This is a genomic window from Leptothrix cholodnii SP-6 (assembly GCF_000019785.1).
In the GTDB taxonomy this organism is placed as follows: Bacteria; Pseudomonadota; Gammaproteobacteria; order Burkholderiales; family Burkholderiaceae_C; genus Sphaerotilus; species Sphaerotilus cholodnii.
Genome location: NC_010524.1, coordinates 2909094 through 2928776, shown reverse-complemented (window position 1 = coordinate 2928776; position 19683 = coordinate 2909094). Strand labels below are relative to the sequence as shown.

The window sequence follows — 19683 nt, the reverse complement described above, 5'->3', positions numbered from 1 at the left end:
TTGGCGAGCGCCTGGCGATCAGAGCAATTGACCGTCGCCGCTGAGCGCGGCGTCGACGCGGTGGACCAGCGCATCGATGTCGACCGAGCCCGGATCGAACGGTGCACCGGCCGGCGCCGGGGGGGCGGCAGCAATCGGTGCGCGGGCCTGTTCGGCCAGCGCGTAGGCGAGGTTCAGTGCGGCCAGCACGGCAATGCGTTCACGCGCCTTGACCTTGCCGGCATCGCGGATGCCGCACATCTCGCGGTCGACGCTGGAGACGGCCTCGAGCAACTCGACCGCCCGGCCATCGGGGCAGGCCAGGATGTAGCTCTGGCCCATGATCGTCACTTCCATCTGCTTCATGCGCCGCTCCCGGCCGACTTGTCGTGGTCGAAATCGGACACCGGCAGGCGTTCGATCAGCGCGTCGATGCGGTTGCGCGCGGCGGCCAGTCTGGAACGCAGGTTGTCGCGTTCGGCAGCAACCGAGGCGATCTGCTGTTCAAGCAGGGCGTTGGTGCGCTTGAGCTCTTCGTGGCGCATCAGCAGGCGTTCAACCCGGTCGGCTAGATCTTCGATGGTGGACATGCGCAGTGTGGCTAGCGGCGTGGACGCAACAGCGTCATTGCCAAGCGGAATCATTGTAGTGGCGGGTTCGGAGGCCGCGACAGCGCACGTTTACACTCCCTCACGTTGGTGCTCGCGCCCGCCGTTCACGGCAGCGCGGTTAAACGGGAAGCAGGAAGGTCACGCCCCACGGGCCACACCCAACCTGCGCTGCCCCCGCAACGGTAAGCGGACGGCCGGGCTTTCAAGCCTTGCCCGCTCCTGTGCTCAGCCACTGGTTTCGACAGATGCCGGGAAGGTCGCAGGGGTTGTTCCGCCAGCCCGGATACCGGCCAACAGGGGGACGCGTGCCATGCGCGCTGTCCACGTCGCAAGCACCTGCGGGGAAGCAGGCTGCGGGCAACCTGTCCTTGTCTATCCCATGAAGTTCAACCTCCAGGCGCGCCATGCGCCGTCGGCCCTGCGCGTCCTGTGCCTGGCTGCGATCTCGGCTGTCAGCGGCACCGCCGTCGCACGAGCTGCGCTCGATCCGGTGCTGATCACCGGCACCCGTTTTGCAGATGAAGCCGACGCCCAGCCGATCGGCATCAGCGTGATCACGGCCGAACAGATCCGCCGCGGCGGCTACACCACGATCAACGAGGCGGTGATGCGCCAGCTCGGCGTGGCCGGCCGGCTCGACCTCAACGGCGGTGGCGAATACGCGCTCGACCTGCGCGGCTTCGGCAGCACCTCCGACAACAACATGGCGATCGTGGTCGACGGCATCCGCATCAGCGAGGGTGACCTCGGCGGCACCCGCCTGGCCGGCATCCCGATCGAGACCGTCGAACGCATCGAGGTGCTGCGCGGCAGCAGCGCCGTGCTTTATGGCGAGGGCGCCACCGCCGGCGCGATCGTCATCACCACCAAGGCCGGCCGCGGCGTGGCTCGCGCCGACCAGGCGCAGGTCTACGCTGCCGGTGGCACGCAGGGCCGGCGTGAACTGCGTGGCGCGGCCACCGTCAATGCGGGCGATTTCAGCTTCGACCTCGCCGCCCAGCGCCGCCTGGCCGACAACCACCGCGACAACTTCGCGTCGGCGGTCAGCGGCGTCTCGCTGGCGGCTCAGTGGCAGCTCGATCAGCTGCGGGTCGTGGCGCGCCATGCCGCCGACAGCCTCGCCACCGGCCTGCCCGGCGCCTTGAGCACCGCGCAGTACGCCGCCGACCCCAGCCAGGCGTCCAGCCTGACCGACCATGGCCGCATCGACGCCCGTCGCAGCACCCTCACCGCCGAATACAAGGGCGGCGACTGGGAGCTCGCGTTCGACCTCGGCACGCGCCACAAGGAGCTGCGCAGCATCAACGGCGGCTTTCCTTTCGACTACGACGTCGACGCCAGTACCGCCGGCGTGCGTGCCCGCCACGTCGGCCGCATCGCCAGCCTGCGCAACCAGCTCCGCTTCGGCATCGACCATGCGCGCTGGGAGCGCGACGTGCTGCCGACGGGCTTGCCGGACGTGCAGCGCAACCGCGGCATCTACGTCAAGGACGAGCTGACCCTGGCCAACGGCAGCAGCCTGTCGGCCGGCCTGCGGCGCGAGCAGGTCGACAAGGATGCCAACACCTTTGCCGGCCCGGCCAGCGTGTCCGACGGGATCAACGCCTGGGAGATCGGCGCGGTCCACCCCGTCACCGCGCAGACCCAGGTCTATGCGCGCTGGGGCACCAGCTTCCGCCTGCCCAACGCCGACGAGCTCAGCAATGCCGGCCTGCGGCCGCAGACCTCGCGCGACCTGGAGCTCGGCACGCGCTGGCGTGGCAGCGACAGCCGCTTCGAGGCCCGCATCTACCGCAGCCGCCTGAGCGACGAGATCGGCTTCGACGGTGCGACGTTCCAGAACGTCAACTTCGAACGCACCCGTCGCGCCGGCCTGGAGTTCGAGGCCAGCCACGTGCTGAACGCCAGCGTCGACCTGCGCGCCGCCGGTGCGCTGCGCCGTTCGCGTTTCGACGCCGGGGCCAACGCCGGCCGCGACATCCCGCTGGCGGCGCGCCGCAACGCCTCGGTCGGCGCCAGCTGGCAGTTCCTGCCGCAGCATCACCTGGGCGCCGACCTGGTTTACACCGGCACCCAGTTCCCGACCGCTGCCAACAGCTGCCGCATGGAGGCCGCGACCACGCTGGACTTGCGTTACGCGTGGCGGCTGCCCAAGCTGGAGCTGAGCCTGGCGATGGCCAACGCCGCCGATCGCCAGTACACCACGCAGGCCTTCGGCTGTGCGGCGGGCCAGGTCACGGCGATCTACCCCGAGCCCGGCCGCGCCGTGTTGGCCTCGGCCCGGATGTCGTTCTGACCGCTGCCGCCATGAGATCCGCCGCTGCCTTGCATGAGCTGATCCTCGGCGGCCAGAAAAGTGGCAAGTCGCGCTGCGCCGAGCAGCGCGCTGCCACCTGGCTGGCGCTGCCGGGCCAGCGTGCCGTGCTGGTGGCCACCGCGCTGGCCGGTGACGACGAGATGCGCGCGCGCATCGCCCGTCACCGGTCGGACCGCGGCGTCCACGTGCCGGCGCTGGCGACGATCGAGGAACCGCTCGACCTCGCCTGCGCCATTGCCCGCCTCAGCGACCCGGGCTGCCTGGTGCTGGTCGACTGCCTGACGCTGTGGCTGACCAACTGGCTGATGCCGATGGCCGGCGATGTGGACGAAGCCGGCTGGGCCGCGCAGCGCGCGGCGCTGATGGCGGCGGTCGAATCCGTGCCCGGCCCGCTGGTGCTGGTGTCCAACGAGATCGGCCTCGGCCTGTCGCCCATGCGTGCCGAGGCGCGCCGCTTCGTCGACGAACTCGGCCGCCTGCACCAGGATCTGGCGCAGTGCTGCAGCCGCGTCACGCTGATGGTGGCGGGGCTGCCGTTGACGATCAAGCCGGGGGCGTCGTCATGAGCCTGTCGGGCGGTTGCCGCGCGTGGCTGCTGCTGATCGGGCTGTGCCTCGGCCTCGGCGCCGTCGCGCAGGCCGCCATCAGCGTGGCCGACGAACGCGGCCACCGTCTGACATTCGAGAGGCCGCCGCAGCGCATCGTCAGCCTGATGCCCTCGCTGACCGAAAGCGTCTGCGCGCTCGGTGCCTGCGAGCGACTGGTCGGGGTCGACCGTTATTCCAACTGGCCCGACGCGGTGCGCCGCCTGCCCAAGCTCGGCGGGCTGGAGGACGCGCAGATCGAGGCCATCGTCGCGCTGCGGCCCGACGTCGTGCTGGCGGCGCGTTCGAGCCGCGCGATCGAGCGGCTGGAGGCGCTGGGCCTGAAGGTGCTGGCGCTCGAACCGGTCGACCACACCGAGCTGCGCGCCGGCCTCGCCACGCTGGCCACGCTGCTCGGTCGCCCCGGCCAGGCCGAACTGCTGTGGCAACAGATCGACAGCCAGGTGCGGCGCGCCACCGCGCAGGTGCCGCCGGCCTGGCGCGGCCAGCGGGTCTATTTCGAGGTCGATGCCGCGCCCTATGCGGCCGGGGCGGTGTCCTTCGTCGGCCAGACGCTGACGCAGCTCGGCCTGGCCCACATCATCGGCCCCGAACTGGGCCCGTTCCCCAAGCTCAACCCCGAGTTCGTGCTGCGTGCCCAACCCGACCTCGTGATGGCGGTGACGCACGACCTGGCCGCGATGCCGCAGCGCCCGGGTTGGTCGCACCTGCGGGCGCTGCAGCGCCGGCGCACCTGCGCCTTCGCGCCCGCCGACTACGACATGCTGGTGCGCCCCGGCCCGAGGCTGGGCGAGGGCGCCTTGCTGATCGCCGCCTGCCTCGGCCGGCTGGCCGCGCCCGTACCCGGCGGCAACGGAACATCGAAATGAGCGAACTCGAACGCCAGCGCCGACAGCGCCTGGCCTGGGCGCTGCTGCTGATCGCGCTGGCCGGCAGCTTCGCGGGCCTGCTGGCCGGCAGCGAGGGCTGGCGCCTGCCCTCGCTCGACGACCCGACCGCCGAGCTGATCGTCTGGCAGATCCGCGCCCCGCGCACGCTCGGTGCCTGGCTGGTGGGCGCGCTGTTCGGGCTGTCCGGCGCGATCGCGCAGGGGCTGTTCCGCAATCCGCTGGCCGATCCGTACCTGCTCGGCTCGGCGGCCGGTGCATCGCTCGGCGTGGTGCTGGTGCTGGCCGCCGGCAGCCTGGTCGGCAGCGGGCTGAGCCTGGCGGGCGCCGAACTGCTGGCGCGTTTCGGCCTGGTCGGCGCGGCGTTCGGCGGCGCGCTGCTGGGCGTGAGCCTGACGCTGATGCTCGCCCGCGGCGCCGAACACACCACCCGGCTGCTGCTGGCCGGCGTGGTGGTGGGTGTGGTGCTGGGCGCGCTCAACGATCTGGTGACGATGGTGTCGCCCGCCGCCTTGCGCGGCAAGCAGGCGTTTCTGCTCGGCAGCACCGGCTTTCTCGGCTGGCCGAGCGTGGCGCTGCTGGCCGCGGCGCTGGCCGCGACGCTGCCGCTGGCCTGGCGGCTGGCGCGCACGCTCGATGCACTCAGTCTGGGCGAAGACAGCGCCAGCAGCCTCGGCCTGTCGCTGCCGCGCCTGCGCGCCGCGCTGGTCGTGCTGATGGCGCTGGCGACCGGCACGGCGGTGGCGCAGGCCGGGCTGGTGGCGTTTGTCGGGCTGGTCGCGCCGCATCTGGTGCGGCGCTTCGTGCACGCGACGCACGGCTATCGACTCGCTGCGAGCGCCGCGATGGGCGGCGCCCTGCTGCTGCTGGCCGACGTGGCCGCACGCTGCGTGATCGCGCCGCAGGAGCTGCCGGTGGGCGTGCTGACCGCCGTGCTGGGCGGGCTCTATCTGCTGTGGCTGCTGCATCGGCGGGGGCTGGGATGATGCGTGCGACGACGGCAACGACGCCCGCCGTGTCATGCCGCGCCCTCGGGGTGCCGCTGGGCGAAGGCGCTGCGCGCCGCGAGGTGCTGCGCGGCGTCGACCTCGAATTTGCCGCCACCGGCTGGACCGCCGTCGTCGGCCCCAACGGCGCCGGCAAGTCGACGCTGTTGCGCTGCCTGGCCGGCCTGCTGCCGACCTTCACCGGCGAGGTCCGACTGCAGGGCCGACCGATTTCAGACTGGCCGCTGCGCGAGCGCGCCCGGCGCCTGGCCTGGCTGGCGCAGCAGGGCGAAGCCTCGGGCGAGCTGACGGTGCGCGACGTGGTGCACCTCGGCCGCCTGCCGCATCTGGGCCTGCTCGGTCGACCGAACGCGCACGACGAGGCGATCGTGCAGCAGGCGATGGCCGACACCGAATGCGCCGACTGGCAGCACCGGCGCCTGACCGAGCTCTCCGGCGGCGAGCGCCAGCGCGTGCTGCTGGCGCGGGCGCTGGCGGTGGATGCGCCGGTGCTGCTGCTCGACGAGCCGACCACCCACCTCGACGCGCCGCATCAGGTGGCGCTGGTGCGCCTGCTCAAGCGGCGCTCGCGCGAGGACTGCGTCATCAGCGTGCTGCACGACCTGCCGCTGGCGCTGGCCGCCGACCGCCTGGTGGTGCTGGCGCAGGGCCGCGTGCGGGCGCAGGGCCGGTCCGACGATCCGGCCGTGCACGCCGAGCTGGAGGCGGTGTTCGGCGGCGCGATCCGCATCCTGTCGGTCGACGGCCGCTGGGTCGCCGTGCCGCACCTTTGATCGAGGAATCCATCGATGTCCGACCTGGTCCGATCGCCGGCCCGTGCCGTCATGGTGCTGGGCACCAGCAGCGGCGCCGGCAAGAGCTGGCTGGCCACCGCGCTGTGCCGCTGGTATGCGCGCCAGGGCCTGAAAGTGGCGCCGTTCAAGGCCCAGAACATGAGCAACAACGCCCGTGTCGTGCCCGGCCTGATCGGCGCGGACGGCGCGCAGCCCATGGGCGAGATCGGCAGCGCGCAGTATTTCCAGGCCCTGGCCGCGCGCTGCGTGCCCGGCGTGATGCACAACCCGGTGCTGCTCAAGCCCGAGGCCGACACGCGCAGCCAGGTGGTGGTGCTGGGCGAGGTGCGCCGTGACTTGGCCGAGGTGCCGTGGCGCGAGCGCAGCGAGGCGCTCTGGCCACACGCCCGCGCCGCCTTGCAGCAGCTGATGGCCCACAACGACGTGGTCGTGATCGAAGGCGCCGGCTCGCCCGCCGAGATCAACCTGCACGCCAGCGACTACGTCAACATGCGCACCGCACTGGCGGCGCAAGCCGCTTGCCTGGTGATCACCGACATCGACCGCGGCGGCGCCTTCGCCCACCTCTACGGCACGCATCAGCTGCTGCCGGCCGACGAGCGCGCGCTGATCCGCGGCTTCGTGCTGAACCGTTTTCGCGGCGACGCGGCCTTGCTGGCGCCCGGGCCCGAACAACTGCAGGCGCTGACCGGCGTGCCGACGATCGGCGTGCTGCCGATGTGGCGCGAGCACGGCCTGCCCGAGGAAGACGGCCTGTACGAGCCGGGCGGACACACGGCCGCGCCGGGCCACGCCGCCCAGCGGCTGCGCATCGCCATCGTCGCCTACCCGCGCATCAGCAACCTCGACGAGTTCCAGCCTCTGCGCAACCTGCCGGGCGTGCAACTGGTCTGGGCGCGCCAGCCGGCTGATCTGGAGCGCGCCGACTGGGTCATCCTGCCGGGCTCGAAACACAGCCAGGCCGACCTCGCCTGGCTGCGCGCACAGCGGCTCGACGCGGCGATCGCCCGCCATGCCGCAGCCGGCGGCGCGCTGCTGGGCATCTGCGGCGGCCTGCAAATGCTGGGCGAAGCGCTGATCGACCTGCACGGCGTCGAGGGCGGCTTCGACGCGCTTGGTGGTAATGGCCCCGGCCTGGGCCTGCTGCCGCTGGTGACGCAGTTCGATCCGCACAAATTGTTGCGGCCGACACGCGCCTCGTTCGGCGCCACCCACGGCGTCTGGGCGGCGTTGGCCGGCGTCGCCTTCGACGGCTACGAGATCCACAACGGCCGCTCAATCCAGCACCCGGCGATGGCGTCGGCGCTGCCCGCGCTGCGCAGCACGTGCGGCGACACCATCGGTTGGCAGAACGGCTCGGTGCTGGGCGTCTACACGCACGGCCTGTTCGAATCGCCGGCCGTGCTGCAGGCGCTGTTCGGCGCCGGCTGCCGCACGCTCGACAGCGTCTTCGACGGCCTGGCCGATTTCGCCGAGCGGCATTTCAGCCTCGGTGCGCTGGCCGGGCTGCTGAGCCCGAAGCAGCCACCCGGCTGATTGCCGCCATCCCACGTCTTGCACCCACGGCGTCTCTACGCCCCGCAGCCATGAACCTGATCCCGACCCTCGAAGACCTCCACGACGCCAGCCTCGCCGCTCAGGTACAGCAGCAGATCGACCGCAAGACCAAGCCGCTGGGCGCGCTCGGCCGGCTGGAGGCGCTGGCGCTGCAGCTGGCGCTGATCCAGGGCCGCACGCTGCCACGGCTGGAGCAGCCGCAGCTGGTGGTGTTCGCCGCCGATCACGGTCTGGCCGCGCGCGGCGTGTCGGCGTATCCGAGCGACGTGACCTGGCAGATGGTCGAGAACTTCCTCGCCGGCGGCGCGGCGGTCAGCGTGCTGGCGCGCCAGCACGGCCTGGCGCTGACGGTGGTCGACGCGGGCGTGCGCCACGACTTCGCGCCGCGCCCCGGCCTGCTGCTGCGCAAGATCGGCCCCGGCAGCGCCGACATGCTGGCCGGCCCGGCGATGAGCGCGGTGCAGTGCGAGCAGGCCATCCGCGCCGGCCGCGAGGTGGTGCGCGGCCTGCCGGGTAATGCGCTGGCGCTGGGCGAGATGGGCATCGGCAACACCTCGGCGGCGGCGCTGCTGCTCGCGCGCCTGAGCGGCGAGCCGCTGTGGCGCTGCGTCGGCCGCGGCACCGGCTTGGACGACGCCGCGCTGGCGCGCAAGACCGCGCTGCTCGGCGAGGTGCTGGTCCATCACGTCGACGCCACCGAGCCGCTGGCCGTGCTGGCCGCGATGGGCGGTTTCGAGATCGCGATGCTGGTCGGCGCCATGCTGCAGGCCGCCGCCGAACGGCGCGTGATCCTGATCGACGGCTTCATCGTCGGCGCCGCCTTGCTGGTGGCCGCGCGGCTGCAGCCGGCGGTGCTGCAGCGCTGCGTGTTCGCACACCGTTCGGACGAGTCCGGCCATGCGCTGCTGCTGGCGCAGCTCGGTGCGCGGCCGCTGCTCGACCTCGGCCTGCGCCTGGGCGAAGGTTCCGGCGCGGCGCTGGCCTGGCCGCTGCTGGAGTCGGCCTGTCGCATCCTGGCGGAGATGGCGAGTTTCGAGTCGGCCGGCGTGAGTGATGCCTCGACTGATGCCTCGACCGGACCGGCCGCCGGATCGACCCCGCAGCCGTGATGGCCGCGCTGATCCACGAAGCGCGGCTGTTCTTCATCGCGCTGCAGTTCTTCACCCGCGTGCCGGTGCCGGCCTGGGTGGGCTACACGCCGGAGTGGATGCACGCCAGCGCGCGGCATTACCCGCTGGTCGGCGCGTGGGTCGGGGGCGTGGCGGCGCTGGTGCTGTGGCTGGCTGCGCAGGTCTGGCCGCTGTCGGTGGCGGTGGGCCTGAGCATGGCGGCCACCGTGTGGCTGACCGGCGGTTTCCACGAAGACGGCCTGGCCGACACCTGCGACGGCCTGGGCGGCAGTGTCAGCCGCGAGCGCGCCTTGACCATCATGAAGGACTCGCGGCTGGGCAGCTACGGCGCGCTCGGTCTGGTCGGCGTGTTGGGGCTGAAGGCGGTGGCGCTGTACGAGTTGACCGATTTCGACGGCGTCCAAGCCTTGATCGCGCTGGTCTGGGCGCACGCGGTGTCGCGTGCGGTGCCGGTGGCCTTGCTGCGGCTGCTGCCTTATGCCGGCGACGCCGAACACGCCAAGGCCAAGCCGATGGCGCAGCAGGTGTCCGACGCCGGCCTCGCGGCTGCGCTCGGCTGGGCCGCGCTGGCTTGTGCGGCGGCGTGGGGGCTAGGAGCGTCGGCGTTCACGCTGGCCTGCGCCGCACTCGGCGTGATCGCGCTGGCGGCGTTCTGCGTGCGCTGGTACCGGCAGCGCCTGGGCGGCTACACCGGCGACACGCTCGGCGCGGCGCAGCAGTTGTGCGAGCTGGCGGCCTACCTCGGCTGGCTGGCGGGAGTCTGGTTTGAGTGACGACGGCGAGCTGTGGCTCTGGCGCCATCCGCGCCCGTTCGACGTGGCCGGGCGCTGCATCGGCTGCACCGACGTGAGCGTCGACCGGCGCCGCGCCAAGCGTCTGGCGCATCGGCTGCGCCGCCACGCACGTCGCGAGGGGCTCGCCCGCGAGGTCTGGACCTCGCCGCTGACGCGCTGCGCGGCGGTCGGCCGCTGGCTGCGGCGCTGGGGCTGGCGCCACCACGTCGACGTCCGTCTGCTGGAAATGGATTTCGGATCGTGGGACGGCGAGCCTTGGTCGCACATCGGCGCCGCCGAGTTCGCCGCCTGGGAGGCCGACTTTGCCGGCCACGCGCCGGGTGGTGGTGAATCCCTCGCCGCACTGCGCGAGCGGGTGCGTGCCTTCATTGCCCACGACGCGGCAGGCGCCGAATCCACTGCCGTCGCCAGAGGCCCGAAGGCGGCTGCCCGCCTGCTGGTCGCGCATGCGGGCTGGATCAACGCGCTGACTTTTGTCAACACCGAATTGCCCGAAGCGAGCCACTGGCCCGCGCCGCTGTGTTACGGCGGCGCGGCGCACTGGTCGGCCGCCCGGGGGCTTCTGCGCATCGGTACCATGCTGCACCGCAGCGGCCGCAGTGCCGTACCCGTTTCAACCTGACCCGTCCGCCATGTTCCGCACCCTGCTCAAATCCAAGATCCACCGCGCCGTCGTCACCCACTGCGAGCTGCATTACGAGGGCTCCTGCGGCATCGACGAAGACCTGCTGGACGCCGCCAACCTGTGCGAGAACGAGCAGATCCACGTCTGGAACATCAACAACGGCGAGCGTTTCGTCACCTACGTGATCAAGGCGCCGCGGGGCAGCGGCATCATCTCGCTCAACGGCTCGGCGGCGCGGCGCGCCAGCGCGGGCGATCTGGTCATCATCGCGGCCTTCGCGCAGGTGCACGAGGAGCAGGTGCCCACGCATCAGCCCAAGCTGGTGTTCATGGACGAGGCCAACCGCATCAAGGAACTGCGCAGCGAGCCGCAGAACCCGCCGCAGACCTCGCCGCTGCGGTGACTGCGACGGCTTCGGCAATGGCGACGCCCGACCTCTACCCGCGCCGCATCGTCTGCCTGACCGAAGAGACCACCGAGATCCTCTACCTGCTGGGCGAGCAGGACCGCATCGTCGGCATCTCGGGTTACACCGTGCGCCCGCCGCGGGCGCGGCAGGAAAAACCCAAGGTCAGCGCCTTTCTCTCCGCCAAGATCGACAAGATCCTGGCGCTCGAACCCGACCTGGTGCTGGGTTTCTCGGACCTGCAGGCCGACATCGCCAGCCAGCTGATCCGCGCCGGCGTGCCGGTGCACGTGTTCAACCAGCGCGGCATCACCACCATCCTGCAGACCATCGCGATGGTCGGGGCGATGGTGGGCGCACATCAGCGCACCGCCGCCTTGCTGGCCGAACTGCAGTCTGGGCTGGATGCGGTGGCCGCAGGCGCCGCCACGCTGCCGCGCCGGCCGCGGGTCTATTTCGAGGAGTGGATGGACCCGCTGATCAGCGGCATCGGCTGGGTCAGCGAGCTGATCGTGCTGGCCGGTGGCGAGGAGTGTTTCCCCGAGCTGGCCGGCCAGTCGCTGGGCAAGAACCGCATCATTGCCGACCCGCTGGAAGTGGTGCGGCGTGCGCCCGACCTGATCCTGGGCTCGTGGTGCGGGCGCAAGTTCCGGCCCGACCAGGTCATCGCCCGGCCGGGTTGGCAGGACGTGCCGGCGGTGCGCAACGGCCAGGTCTTCGAGATCAAGTCGAGCGAGATCCTGCAGCCCGGCCCGGCCGCGCTGACCGACGGCGTGCGCCAGATCGCCGCGCGCATCCAGGCCTGGGCAGCGCTGCAGGGCTGAGTTTTTTCGCTCAGGGCGCGGCTGTCTTGGGCTCGAAATCGCAGCAGTCGGCCACGCTGCACAGCCAGCACTGCGGCTTGCGCGCCTGGCAGACGTAGCGGCCGTGCAGGATCAGCCAGTGGTGGGCCTCGACCTTGAACTCGTCGGGCACACGTTCGAGCAACTGCATCTCGACTTCATGCGGTGTCCTGCCCGGGGCCAGCCCGGTGCGGTTGCCGACGCGAAAGACGTGCGTGTCGACCGCGCAGGTCGGCTCGCCGAAGGCCACGTTGAGCACCACGTTGGCGGTCTTGCGGCCCACGCCGGGCAGGGCTTCGAGCGCCTCGCGGCTGTGCGGCACCTGGCCGCCGTGCCGGGCCAGCAGGAGGCGGCAGGTCTCGACCAGGTTCTTCGCCTTGTTGCGGTACAGGCCGATGGTCTTGATGTGCTCGGCCACCCGCTCCTCGCCCAGCGCGAGCAGCTTGGCCGGCGTGTTGGCCACCGGGAACAGCCGCCGCGTGGCCTTGTTGACGCTGACATCGGTGGCCTGCGCCGACAGCAGCACCGCCGCGAGCAACTCGAACACCGAGCTGTATTCTAGTTCGGACGCTGGCATCGGGTTGGCGGCCCGCAAGGTGCTGAAAAAGCGCTGGATCTGGTCGGCTTGCATGGGCGGCAGTCTAGGCGGGATGTGCCCCCGGACTGCGGGGCGCCCTGTGCCCAGGGGATGGAACGGCCGCAAGCGGCCCAGCAGAATCCCTGAGAAACATTTGATTACGCGCTGACATACTGCCCCTATAACGTGCACAGTTCACGGGGCGATGAGCAAGATCATGCATCCACGATATTTTTCTGCTTCGAACCGCTTGGCCGGAACTGTCGCGTCTGTCGAACGCCCACGCGCGGTGGCCGTGTCGGGCCTGGCGCTGCTGATGGTGGCCGCGGGTGTGGCGGCGCTGGCTGGCAGCTGGGTCTTGCCGGCTGCCGATCTGGCGATCTGGCAGGTCCGTCTGGTCGGCCTGGCCAGCCTGTTGGTCGTGGTCGGACTGGGGCTCTGGCACCGCATGAACTGGGCCCGTTGCGCGGCCATCGGCATGTTCGCCTACGTCATCTACGCCCAGTTGAACGGCCGCTGGCTGCAGTCGGAGGTGCTGGGTCTGTTCATCGACAGCCTGCGCGGTGTGCATGATGCGGGCGCCGCTCCGCTGGCGAGCCTCGGCGACGGGCTGCCGCCGGCCAGCGCGTCTGCGGCCGGCCTGGGGCTGGCCTTGTGCGTGGCACTGGGCTGGTTCATCACGCACCTGTTGTCGGCACCGGTGCGCGCGGAGTTCCTGCCGCCGGTGGCAGCACCGATCAAGCCGAACAAGCGCGTCAAGGTCTCGACCTGATCAGCGCGGCGCCTGTTGCGGGTTCGCGCCCATCTCGTCGACGTAATACCAGCGGCCGTTCTCGCGCACGAAGCGGCTGATCTCGTGCAGCCGGTGGGCGCGCCCGCCGAGCTTGCTGCGGGCGATGAACTCGACCGTGGCGTGGTCGGCATCCTGTTGTCGATGGTGGCGCACGTCCAGGCCGAGCCAGCGCAGGCCGCTCTCGTTGGGGGCGAGGCTGGCCGGTCGCGTGTCCGGATGCCAGGTGGCGAGCAGGTAGTCGAGCCGATCGAGCACGTAGGCGCTGTAGCGCGAGCGCATCAGCGATTCCGCGTCCGGTGCCTGCAGGTGCAGCGCGCCCGCGTGATAGCGGCCGCAGCAGGCCGACAAGGTCTGGCCCGAGCCGCAAGGGCAGGGCGTTGCGGCGGGGGTGGGGGGCAGGTTCTTCATGGGCGCCGATTGTCACGGCCACGGATAATCCGCGCGCTGCGCTGCCCCTGGATTCCCGCCGATGCTTTTTCTCCTGTCGCCCGCCAAGTCGCTCGACTATCAGACGCCCACCCGCGTCGCCGCCACCGAGCCGCTGTACACGCGCCAGGCCGCGGATCTGATCGAGATCCTGCGCACGAAGACGCCCGTCGAGGTGGCCGAGCTGATGGATCTGTCCGATGCGCTGGCCGGCCTCAACGTGGCCCGCTACGCCGCCTGGCAGCCGCAGGCCGACCGCCACAACAGCAAGCCGGCAGTGCTGGCGTTCAACGGCGACGTCTACGACGGGCTCGATGCCCGCACGCTGGCCACGCCCGACCTGCGCTGGGCCCAGTCGCATCTGGTGATCCTGTCGGGCCTGTACGGCGCGCTGCGGCCGCTCGACGCGCTGCAGCCCTATCGCCTCGAGATGGGCACCCGGCTTGCCAATCCGCAGGGGCCGGACCTGTACGCCTGGTGGGGCGACACGGTGTCGGACTACCTGAATGAACGGCAGTCCGGCGAACCGCACCCGGTGGTGGTCAACCTGGCGTCGCAGGAATACTTCAAGGTCGTGCGCCGCGGCGTGCTGAAGGCGCGGGTGGTCGACTGCGTGTTCGAGGACTGGAAGGGCGGCGTCTACAAGATCATCAGCTTCCACGCCAAGCGCGCACGCGGGCTGATGGCGCGCTATGCCATCACGCAGCGCATCCGGCGCGTGGCCGATCTGCAGGGATTCGACCTGGCCGGTTACGCCTACGCGCCGGCGGTGTCCGGGCCCGACCGGCTGGTCTTCCGCCGCCATCCGGCCGATTGACAACTTGATGCACACCGCCGGGGCCCGGCGTCCGAAGGGCCGGTGCGGCCTGCCAGAATTCGGGCATGAAGACCCGAATCAGCAGCCAGAGCGCCACCCCCGAACTGCGGCAATGGATCGTCGAGCAGGCCCGTGCCGGCCATGCACCGGAGGCGGTGCTGCGCTCGATGACCGATGCGGGCTGGCAGGAAGACGTCGCCATCGCCACGCTGGAAGAAACGCTCAAGACCCATCTGGCCGAGCAGGCCTTGCAGGACGCCCTGCCTGCGCCTTCGCCTGTGCCCGAGCCCCGGCTCGAGCAGGCGCCGTCGGCCGTGATGGCCCTCGACCGCGAGGTGCAGGTGCTGATGAACCTGCGCGATCCGCGCGTGGTGGTGTTTGGCGGGTTTCTCTCGCACGATGAATGCGACGCGCTGGTGGCACTGGCGCAGCCCCGCCTGGCCCGCTCGGAGACGGTCGACAACGACACCGGCGGCAGCGAGGTCAACGAGGCGCGCACCAGCCAGGGCATGTTCTTCATGCGCGGCGAGGGCGAGCTGATCAGCCGCATCGAGGCGCGCATCGCGGCGCTGCTCGACTGGCCGCTCGAGAACGGCGAGGGCGTGCAGGTGCTGCACTACCGCCCGGGCGCCGAATACAAGCCGCATTACGACTATTTCGATCCGGCCCAGCCGGGCACGCCGACCATCCTCAAGCGCGGCGGACAGCGGGTCGGCACGCTGGTGATGTACCTCAACACGCCCGAACGTGGCGGCGGCACGACCTTTCCGGACGTGAACCTCGAGGTCGCGCCGATCAAGGGCAATGCGGTGTTCTTCAGCTACGAGCGCGCCCATCCGTCGACCCGATCGCTGCACGGCGGTGCGCCGGTGCTGGCTGGCGAGAAATGGGTCGCCACCAAGTGGTTGCGCCAGGCCCGGTTTGATTGACGGCTGGCGTTCACGGCGTCTGCGTGGGGCGATCCGATAATGATGGATCGGCCGGGTTCTGCCCGGCCATGTCCATCACAACGAGGAGAGTTCGCATGCACCGATTGACTGCCGCGATGGCACTGGCCCTGCTGGCCGTGACGGCCCAGGCCCAGAACGCCGCAGCGCCCAAGTCCAATACCACCACGATCGTGTTGCCGGTGCCTGCAGCGGCCCTGCCGGCGCCGGTCGCTGCCGCTCCTGCGCCGGTTGCGCCCGCTCCGGCACTGGGCAATGCCATGGCCGAGCGGCCGCGCTTGACCAGCCAGGCCGCGGCTCCGGTGCAGCCTGCGAAGCAGGCGACGGTCAAGAAGAAGACGGCCAGCAAGGCCGCCACCAAGAAGGCTGCAGCCCGTAAGGCGGCTGCCGGGAAATCGACCGCGAAGTCGAGTGCCCAGCGCCAGAAGACCGCGCTGGCTGGCAAGAAGGCGTCCGCCGCCAAGGCCGCGGCGAAGGCGAAGAAAGCCAAGGCCCGTCCCGCGCAGAAGAAGCCGCTGCCGGCCGATTTCAACGACGGCTCGCGTCCCTGATACCGGGGCCGGGCGGACCGCTTCAACGGGCGGTCGACGGGTTCCAGTTGCACTGGCGCAACAGCCGCCCGTTTCGAATCGGCTGCAGATCGTCCGCAGCCGACGGCCGGGCGCGCCATGAGCCTGCTGGCGCCAGGCCGTCATGCCCTGCGTCACGCACGGGTTTGATCCAGCCCAATGGGAAAGAAACCCATCATTTGTGCTGGTGTTACACGCCGTCACGTGTCATGATCAAATCGTTGTTCTTGTGAACAATCACACGCCAGCGATTCCGCCTTTCTGGAGATCTCGATGTCTTCGCTTCCCGCCTTTCTCGACTCAGGCTTGCCCGCTCCGGGTGCCGCGGTGCGGGTTCGGGCGGCGCGAATACGTGACTGGGCCCGTCTGCAGGGCTTGATGTGCAGCGTGTTTCCGCACATCGACGAGGCCACTTACGGCCACTGGTTGCGTGACCAGCGGCATTGCCTGGCGGTGGCCTTCACGGCCGAAGGGCTGGTGGGCATGGTCCGCTTCGAGGTCCAGCCCGGCTGTCGCGTCACCTTGCTGACGCAACTGGGCGTGCTGCCGGCCCTGCGCGGCCAGGGCGTGGCCCGCGCGCTCGTGAGTTACTGCGAAGAAGTGGCGTGTGCCTGCGGGGCGCCGAGCCTGGCATTCGAGTTGCCGAGCGACGACCTCGTCACGCAGTCGTTCTTTCGCCATCTGGGCTACGACGTCTCGGCAGCCTGTGCCAGTGCCGCTGCGGGCATGCGACGTCTGGTGCGCCGCGCCAAGTCGCCGGTGTGGCCGACCTGGCAGCTCAAGCGCGAACATGCGCCGCGCGTGCCGCCGGCGCCTTTCCAGCGCCTGGCGATGCGCGCGCTCTACGGCGCCTGGCTTGGCAGCAGCGCCCGCGCCGGCTGAAGCTGCGCGGGCTGCCCGGACGTTCCGGGCACGGATCGGGCGATCAGCCGTTGCGTGAGCGCGGCGGCGTGCGGTTCAGCGCACCCGGTTGTGCCGTGCCCTGGCTGCTGCGACCGGCGCCGTTGGGCTGACCGGAGCGCGGTTGCTGGCCAGCCGGACGGGCATGTGCCGAGTGATTGCCATTTCCCGAGGCATGTCCGGCGCTCGAACGCGGTGCCGACGAGTTGCCACCACGATGGGTCGGCTTCGGCGCACCGTTGCCCGACGGGCGGTGTGCACCACGCGGAGCACCGTTGAGCGTGCGGCGACCCACCTGGATCGGCTCGGCACGCTCGCCCGGATCGGGCTCGAAACCGGCCACCACCTCGCGCGCGATGCTGCGCTTGATGAGCTTCTCGATGTCGGCCAGGAAGCCTTCTTCGTCGACGCACACCAGCGACAGCGCCTCGCCCTGCGCGCCGGCGCGGCCGGTGCGGCCGATGCGGTGCACGTAGTCTTCCGGCACGTTGGGCAGCTCGTAGTTGATGACGTGCGGCAGCATGTCGATGTCGATGCCGCGCGCGGCGATGTCGGTCGCCACCAGCACCGTCAGGTCACCGGTCTTGAACTCGGCCAGGGCCTTGGTGCGTGCACCCTGGCTCTTGTTGCCGTGGATCGCCATCGCGCTGATGTCGTTCTTGTTCAGGAACTCGCACAGCCGGTTGGCGCCGTGCTTCATGCGCGTGAACACCAGCACCTGGTGCCAGTTCTGGCTCTTGATCAGGTGGGCCAGCAGGTCCTTCTTGTTCTCGCGGCCGACCTTGATGACGCGCTGGGCGATGGTCTCGGCGGTGGTGTTGCGGCGCGCCACCTCGATCACCTGCGGCTTGTTGAGCAGCCGGTCGGCCAGCGCCTTGATCTCGTCGCTGAAGGTGGCCGAGAACAGCAGGCTCTGCTTCTTGGCCGGGATGATGGCCAGCACCTTCTTGATGTCGTGCACGAAGCCCATGTCGAGCATGCGGTCGGCTTCGTCGAGCACGAAGAACTGCACCTGGCTGAGGTCGATGGTGCCTTGCTGGTGGTGGTCCAGCAGGCGCCCGGGCGTGGCCACCAGGATGTCGACGCCCTTGCGCAGCCGGTCGACCTGCGGGCCCATGCCGACGCCGCCGAAGATCACCATGCTGGTGAGCTGCAGGTACTTGCCGTAGGTGCGCACGCTTTCTTCGACCTGGGCGGCGAGTTCGCGCGTGGGGGTGAGGATCAGCGCGCGGATCGCCGGGCGGCCGTTGCGGTTCTTGACCGGCTCGCCCGCGGCGAGCTTGTGCAGCAGCGGCAGCGTGAAACCGGCGGTCTTGCCGGTGCCGGTCTGTGCGCCGGCCAGCAGGTCACCGCCGGCGAGCACGGCGGGGATGGCTTGCGCCTGAATCGGGGTGGGGATCGAATAGCCTTCTTCGTGCACGGCACGAAGGATCGGCTGGGCCAGGCCCAGGTCGTCAAAGGTCATGGAGTTGGGAGCTTCCCGCTCTGGGCGGGGCGATCTGGCCTGCAGCCTCCCCTTGCGGGAGCGCCAGTCTCAGGCCCCATCGGAAGAGGCGGGGAGTCAGGAATGACTGTCATGCCCTGACTGGTGCAGGCATGCCGGGGCGCATTGTAGTGTCCGGCGGCGCTGCGGCCTCTTTCAGTTCGCGGGTTTACCCGAAATCTGCAAAGGCCATCCAGATTGGCACCAAGTTGGATCAAAAGCACTCAATTCGTGCGCAGCGGATGTGCTTGCGTGCATGGTTGGTGCACTGACTCCCGATTCCATGCCGGCAAGCGTGCACCTGAATGGGTATGTGAATTGCTTAAGTGGTGCGCTTTGTGCCGCATCGGTGCGTGCTCGAGGCCTCGAGATCCTTTCATCCCTTCTCTCTCCTCGTCATGGACTCATACAAACAAGGCGCTGACGCGCTGTTCATCCTGCTGGGCGCCATCATGGTGCTGGCCATGCACGCCGGCTTTGCGTTTCTGGAACTGGGCACGGTGCGCAAGAAGAACCAGGTCAACGCGCTGGTCAAGATCCTGGTCGACTTCGCGGTCTCGACCATCGCCTACTTCTTCGTCGGCTACAGCGTGGCCTACGGCGTGAGTTTCTTCACCGGCGCTGAGGCGCTGGCGGCCAAGAATGGCTACGAGCTGGTCAAGTTCTTCTTCCTGCTGACGTTTGCGGCGGCGATCCCCGCGATCGTGTCGGGTGGCATCGCCGAGCGCGCGCGCTTCGGCCCGCAGCTGATCGCCACCGCGGTGATCGTCGGGCTGATCTATCCGCTGTCCGAAGGGGCCGTCTGGAATCAGCAGTTCGGCCTGCAGGCCTGGCTGAAATCGACCTTCGGCGCCGAGTTCCATGACTTCGCCGGCAGCGTGGTGGTGCACGCGGTGGGCGGCTGGATCGGCCTGGCCGCCGTGCTGCTGCTGGGTGCGCGCACCGGTCGATACCGCAAGGACGGCGCCGGGCGCCAGCAGATCAGCGCCCATCCGCCGTCGAGCATCCCGTTCCTGGCGCTGGGTGCCTGGGTGCTGGCGGTGGGCTGGTTCGGCTTCAACGTGATGAGCGCGCAGACGCTCGACAAGATCTCCGGCCTGGTGGCCGTCAACTCGCTGATGGCGATGGTCGGCGGCACGCTGGTGGCGGTGCTGATGGGCAAGAACGACCCGGGCTTCGCCTACAACGGCCCGCTCGCCGGGCTGGTGGCGGTGTGTGCGGGCTCCGACCTGATGCACCCGGCCGGCGCGTTGGTGGTCGGCGGCGTGGCCGGGGCGATCTTCGTCAGCCTGTTCACCCTGACCCAGAACCGCTGGAAGATCGACGACGTGCTCGGCGTCTGGCCGCTGCACGGCCTGTGCGGCGCCTGGGGCGGCATCGCCTGCGGCATCTTCGGCCAGCAGGCGCTGGGCGGCATCGGCGGGGTCAGCCTGGCCAGCCAGTCGATCGGCACGCTGCTGGCGGTGATCTGGGCGTTTGCGGGCGGCTTGGCCGTCTACGGCGCGATCCGCCTGTTCACCAGCCTGCGCCTGACGCAGGAAGAAGAGTTCGACGGCGCCGACATCTCGATCCACAAGATCGGCGCCACGCCCGATCGCGACGTCAGCTGGTGAGGCG

The 19683-nt window shown here is 70.3% G+C and carries 22 protein-coding genes and 1 riboswitch; of the genes, 17 read left to right on the top strand and 5 right to left on the bottom strand.

Annotated elements, in window-relative coordinates:
* Positions 1-18: 18 nt before the first annotated feature.
* Positions 19-345, bottom strand: coding sequence for a cell division protein ZapA (locus LCHO_RS13350; RefSeq protein ID WP_012347689.1), 327 nt, complete (start codon positions 343-345; stop codon positions 19-21).
* Positions 342-569 (bottom strand): cell division protein ZapB, encoded by a 228-nt coding sequence (locus LCHO_RS13345; RefSeq protein ID WP_012347688.1) that lies wholly within the window; start codon positions 567-569, stop codon positions 342-344. Before LCHO_RS13345 ends, LCHO_RS13350 begins: the two co-directional genes overlap by 4 nt.
* 89 nt (positions 570-658) lie before the next feature.
* Positions 659-899: riboswitch (cobalamin riboswitch) on the top strand.
* 70 nt (positions 900-969) lie between these two features.
* Between LCHO_RS13345 and LCHO_RS13340 the strand changes: the two genes are divergently transcribed.
* Genes LCHO_RS13340 through LCHO_RS13290 form a run of 11 tightly spaced genes read left to right on the top strand, consistent with a single transcriptional unit; the run spans position 970 to position 11536 of the window.
* A complete protein-coding gene (locus LCHO_RS13340; protein ID WP_012347687.1) occupies positions 970-2886 on the top strand; it encodes a TonB-dependent receptor in 1917 nt (638 codons plus the stop codon).
* An 11-nt stretch (positions 2887-2897) separates the two neighbouring features.
* Positions 2898-3473 (top strand): bifunctional adenosylcobinamide kinase/adenosylcobinamide-phosphate guanylyltransferase, encoded by a 576-nt coding sequence (gene cobU, locus LCHO_RS13335; protein WP_012347686.1) that lies wholly within the window; start codon positions 2898-2900, stop codon positions 3471-3473.
* A complete protein-coding gene (locus LCHO_RS13330; protein ID WP_012347685.1) occupies positions 3470-4381 on the top strand; it encodes an ABC transporter substrate-binding protein in 912 nt (303 codons plus the stop codon). Before cobU ends, LCHO_RS13330 begins: the two co-directional genes overlap by 4 nt.
* On the top strand, positions 4378-5385 hold the full coding sequence (locus tag LCHO_RS13325; protein WP_012347684.1) for a FecCD family ABC transporter permease: 1008 nt from the start codon (positions 4378-4380) through the stop codon (positions 5383-5385). The genes LCHO_RS13330 and LCHO_RS13325 overlap by 4 nt, the downstream gene beginning before the upstream one ends.
* On the top strand, positions 5382-6179 hold the full coding sequence (locus LCHO_RS13320) for an ABC transporter ATP-binding protein (protein WP_012347683.1): 798 nt from the start codon (positions 5382-5384) through the stop codon (positions 6177-6179). The genes LCHO_RS13325 and LCHO_RS13320 overlap by 4 nt, the downstream gene beginning before the upstream one ends.
* Before the next feature lie 15 nt (positions 6180-6194).
* Positions 6195-7736: a cobyric acid synthase gene (locus LCHO_RS13315; RefSeq protein ID WP_012347682.1), complete on the top strand. Its 1542-nt coding sequence runs from the start codon at positions 6195-6197 to the stop codon at positions 7734-7736.
* A gap of 50 nt (positions 7737-7786) precedes the next feature.
* Positions 7787-8866, top strand: a complete 1080-nt coding sequence (gene cobT, locus LCHO_RS13310) for a nicotinate-nucleotide--dimethylbenzimidazole phosphoribosyltransferase (RefSeq protein ID WP_012347681.1) — start codon at positions 7787-7789, stop codon at positions 8864-8866.
* Positions 8866-9660: an adenosylcobinamide-GDP ribazoletransferase gene (locus tag LCHO_RS13305; RefSeq protein WP_012347680.1), complete on the top strand. Its 795-nt coding sequence runs from the start codon at positions 8866-8868 to the stop codon at positions 9658-9660. The genes cobT and LCHO_RS13305 overlap by 1 nt, the downstream gene beginning before the upstream one ends.
* The gene (locus LCHO_RS13300; protein ID WP_012347679.1) at positions 9653-10303 is read left to right on the top strand and encodes a histidine phosphatase family protein; all 651 of its coding nucleotides are present in this window, start codon (positions 9653-9655) and stop codon (positions 10301-10303) included. The genes LCHO_RS13305 and LCHO_RS13300 overlap by 8 nt, the downstream gene beginning before the upstream one ends.
* A gap of 10 nt (positions 10304-10313) precedes the next feature.
* Positions 10314-10709 (top strand): aspartate 1-decarboxylase, encoded by a 396-nt coding sequence (gene panD, locus LCHO_RS13295; protein ID WP_012347678.1) that lies wholly within the window; start codon positions 10314-10316, stop codon positions 10707-10709.
* Positions 10710-10726: 17 nt separating this feature from the next.
* Complete coding sequence (locus tag LCHO_RS13290) at positions 10727-11536, top strand: cobalamin-binding protein (RefSeq protein ID WP_012347677.1); 810 nt, start codon at positions 10727-10729, stop codon at positions 11534-11536.
* A gap of 10 nt (positions 11537-11546) precedes the next feature.
* On the opposite strand, the gene nth is transcribed toward LCHO_RS13290, so the two are convergent.
* Entirely contained in the window at positions 11547-12185 is a 639-nt protein-coding gene (nth, locus tag LCHO_RS13285) for an endonuclease III (RefSeq protein ID WP_012347676.1), read from the bottom strand.
* Positions 12186-12381: 196 nt separating this feature from the next.
* Here nth and LCHO_RS13280 point away from each other — a divergent pair, with 196 nt between their 5' ends.
* Positions 12382-12903: a hypothetical protein gene (locus LCHO_RS13280; RefSeq protein WP_190274804.1), complete on the top strand. Its 522-nt coding sequence runs from the start codon at positions 12382-12384 to the stop codon at positions 12901-12903.
* Here the strand turns inward: LCHO_RS13280 and LCHO_RS13275 are convergent, their stop codons facing one another.
* Positions 12904-13332, bottom strand: coding sequence for a YchJ family protein (locus LCHO_RS13275; RefSeq protein WP_012347674.1), 429 nt, complete (start codon positions 13330-13332; stop codon positions 12904-12906).
* Positions 13333-13393: 61 nt separating this feature from the next.
* On the opposite strand from LCHO_RS13275, the gene yaaA reads away from it, so the two are divergent.
* From yaaA to LCHO_RS13255, 4 genes are all read left to right on the top strand, one after another.
* The gene (yaaA, locus tag LCHO_RS13270; protein WP_012347673.1) at positions 13394-14167 is read left to right on the top strand and encodes a peroxide stress protein YaaA; all 774 of its coding nucleotides are present in this window, start codon (positions 13394-13396) and stop codon (positions 14165-14167) included.
* A gap of 65 nt (positions 14168-14232) precedes the next feature.
* Positions 14233-15096: a 2OG-Fe(II) oxygenase gene (locus tag LCHO_RS13265; protein WP_012347672.1), complete on the top strand. Its 864-nt coding sequence runs from the start codon at positions 14233-14235 to the stop codon at positions 15094-15096.
* 116 nt (positions 15097-15212) lie between these two features.
* Positions 15213-15665 carry a hypothetical protein gene (locus LCHO_RS23730; protein WP_050757363.1) on the top strand — a complete coding sequence of 151 codons (453 nt, stop codon included), beginning with the start codon at positions 15213-15215 and terminating at the stop codon, positions 15663-15665.
* A gap of 291 nt (positions 15666-15956) precedes the next feature.
* Positions 15957-16565, top strand: coding sequence for a GNAT family N-acetyltransferase (locus LCHO_RS13255; RefSeq protein WP_083772730.1), 609 nt, complete (start codon positions 15957-15959; stop codon positions 16563-16565).
* Positions 16566-16608: 43 nt separating this feature from the next.
* On the opposite strand, the gene LCHO_RS13250 is transcribed toward LCHO_RS13255, so the two are convergent.
* Positions 16609-18048, bottom strand: coding sequence for a DEAD/DEAH box helicase (locus tag LCHO_RS13250; protein WP_012347669.1), 1440 nt, complete (start codon positions 18046-18048; stop codon positions 16609-16611).
* Positions 18049-18464: 416 nt separating this feature from the next.
* On the opposite strand from LCHO_RS13250, the gene LCHO_RS13245 reads away from it, so the two are divergent.
* Positions 18465-19679, top strand: coding sequence for an ammonium transporter (locus LCHO_RS13245; protein ID WP_012347668.1), 1215 nt, complete (start codon positions 18465-18467; stop codon positions 19677-19679).
* The last annotated feature ends 4 nt before the right edge of the window (positions 19680-19683 follow it).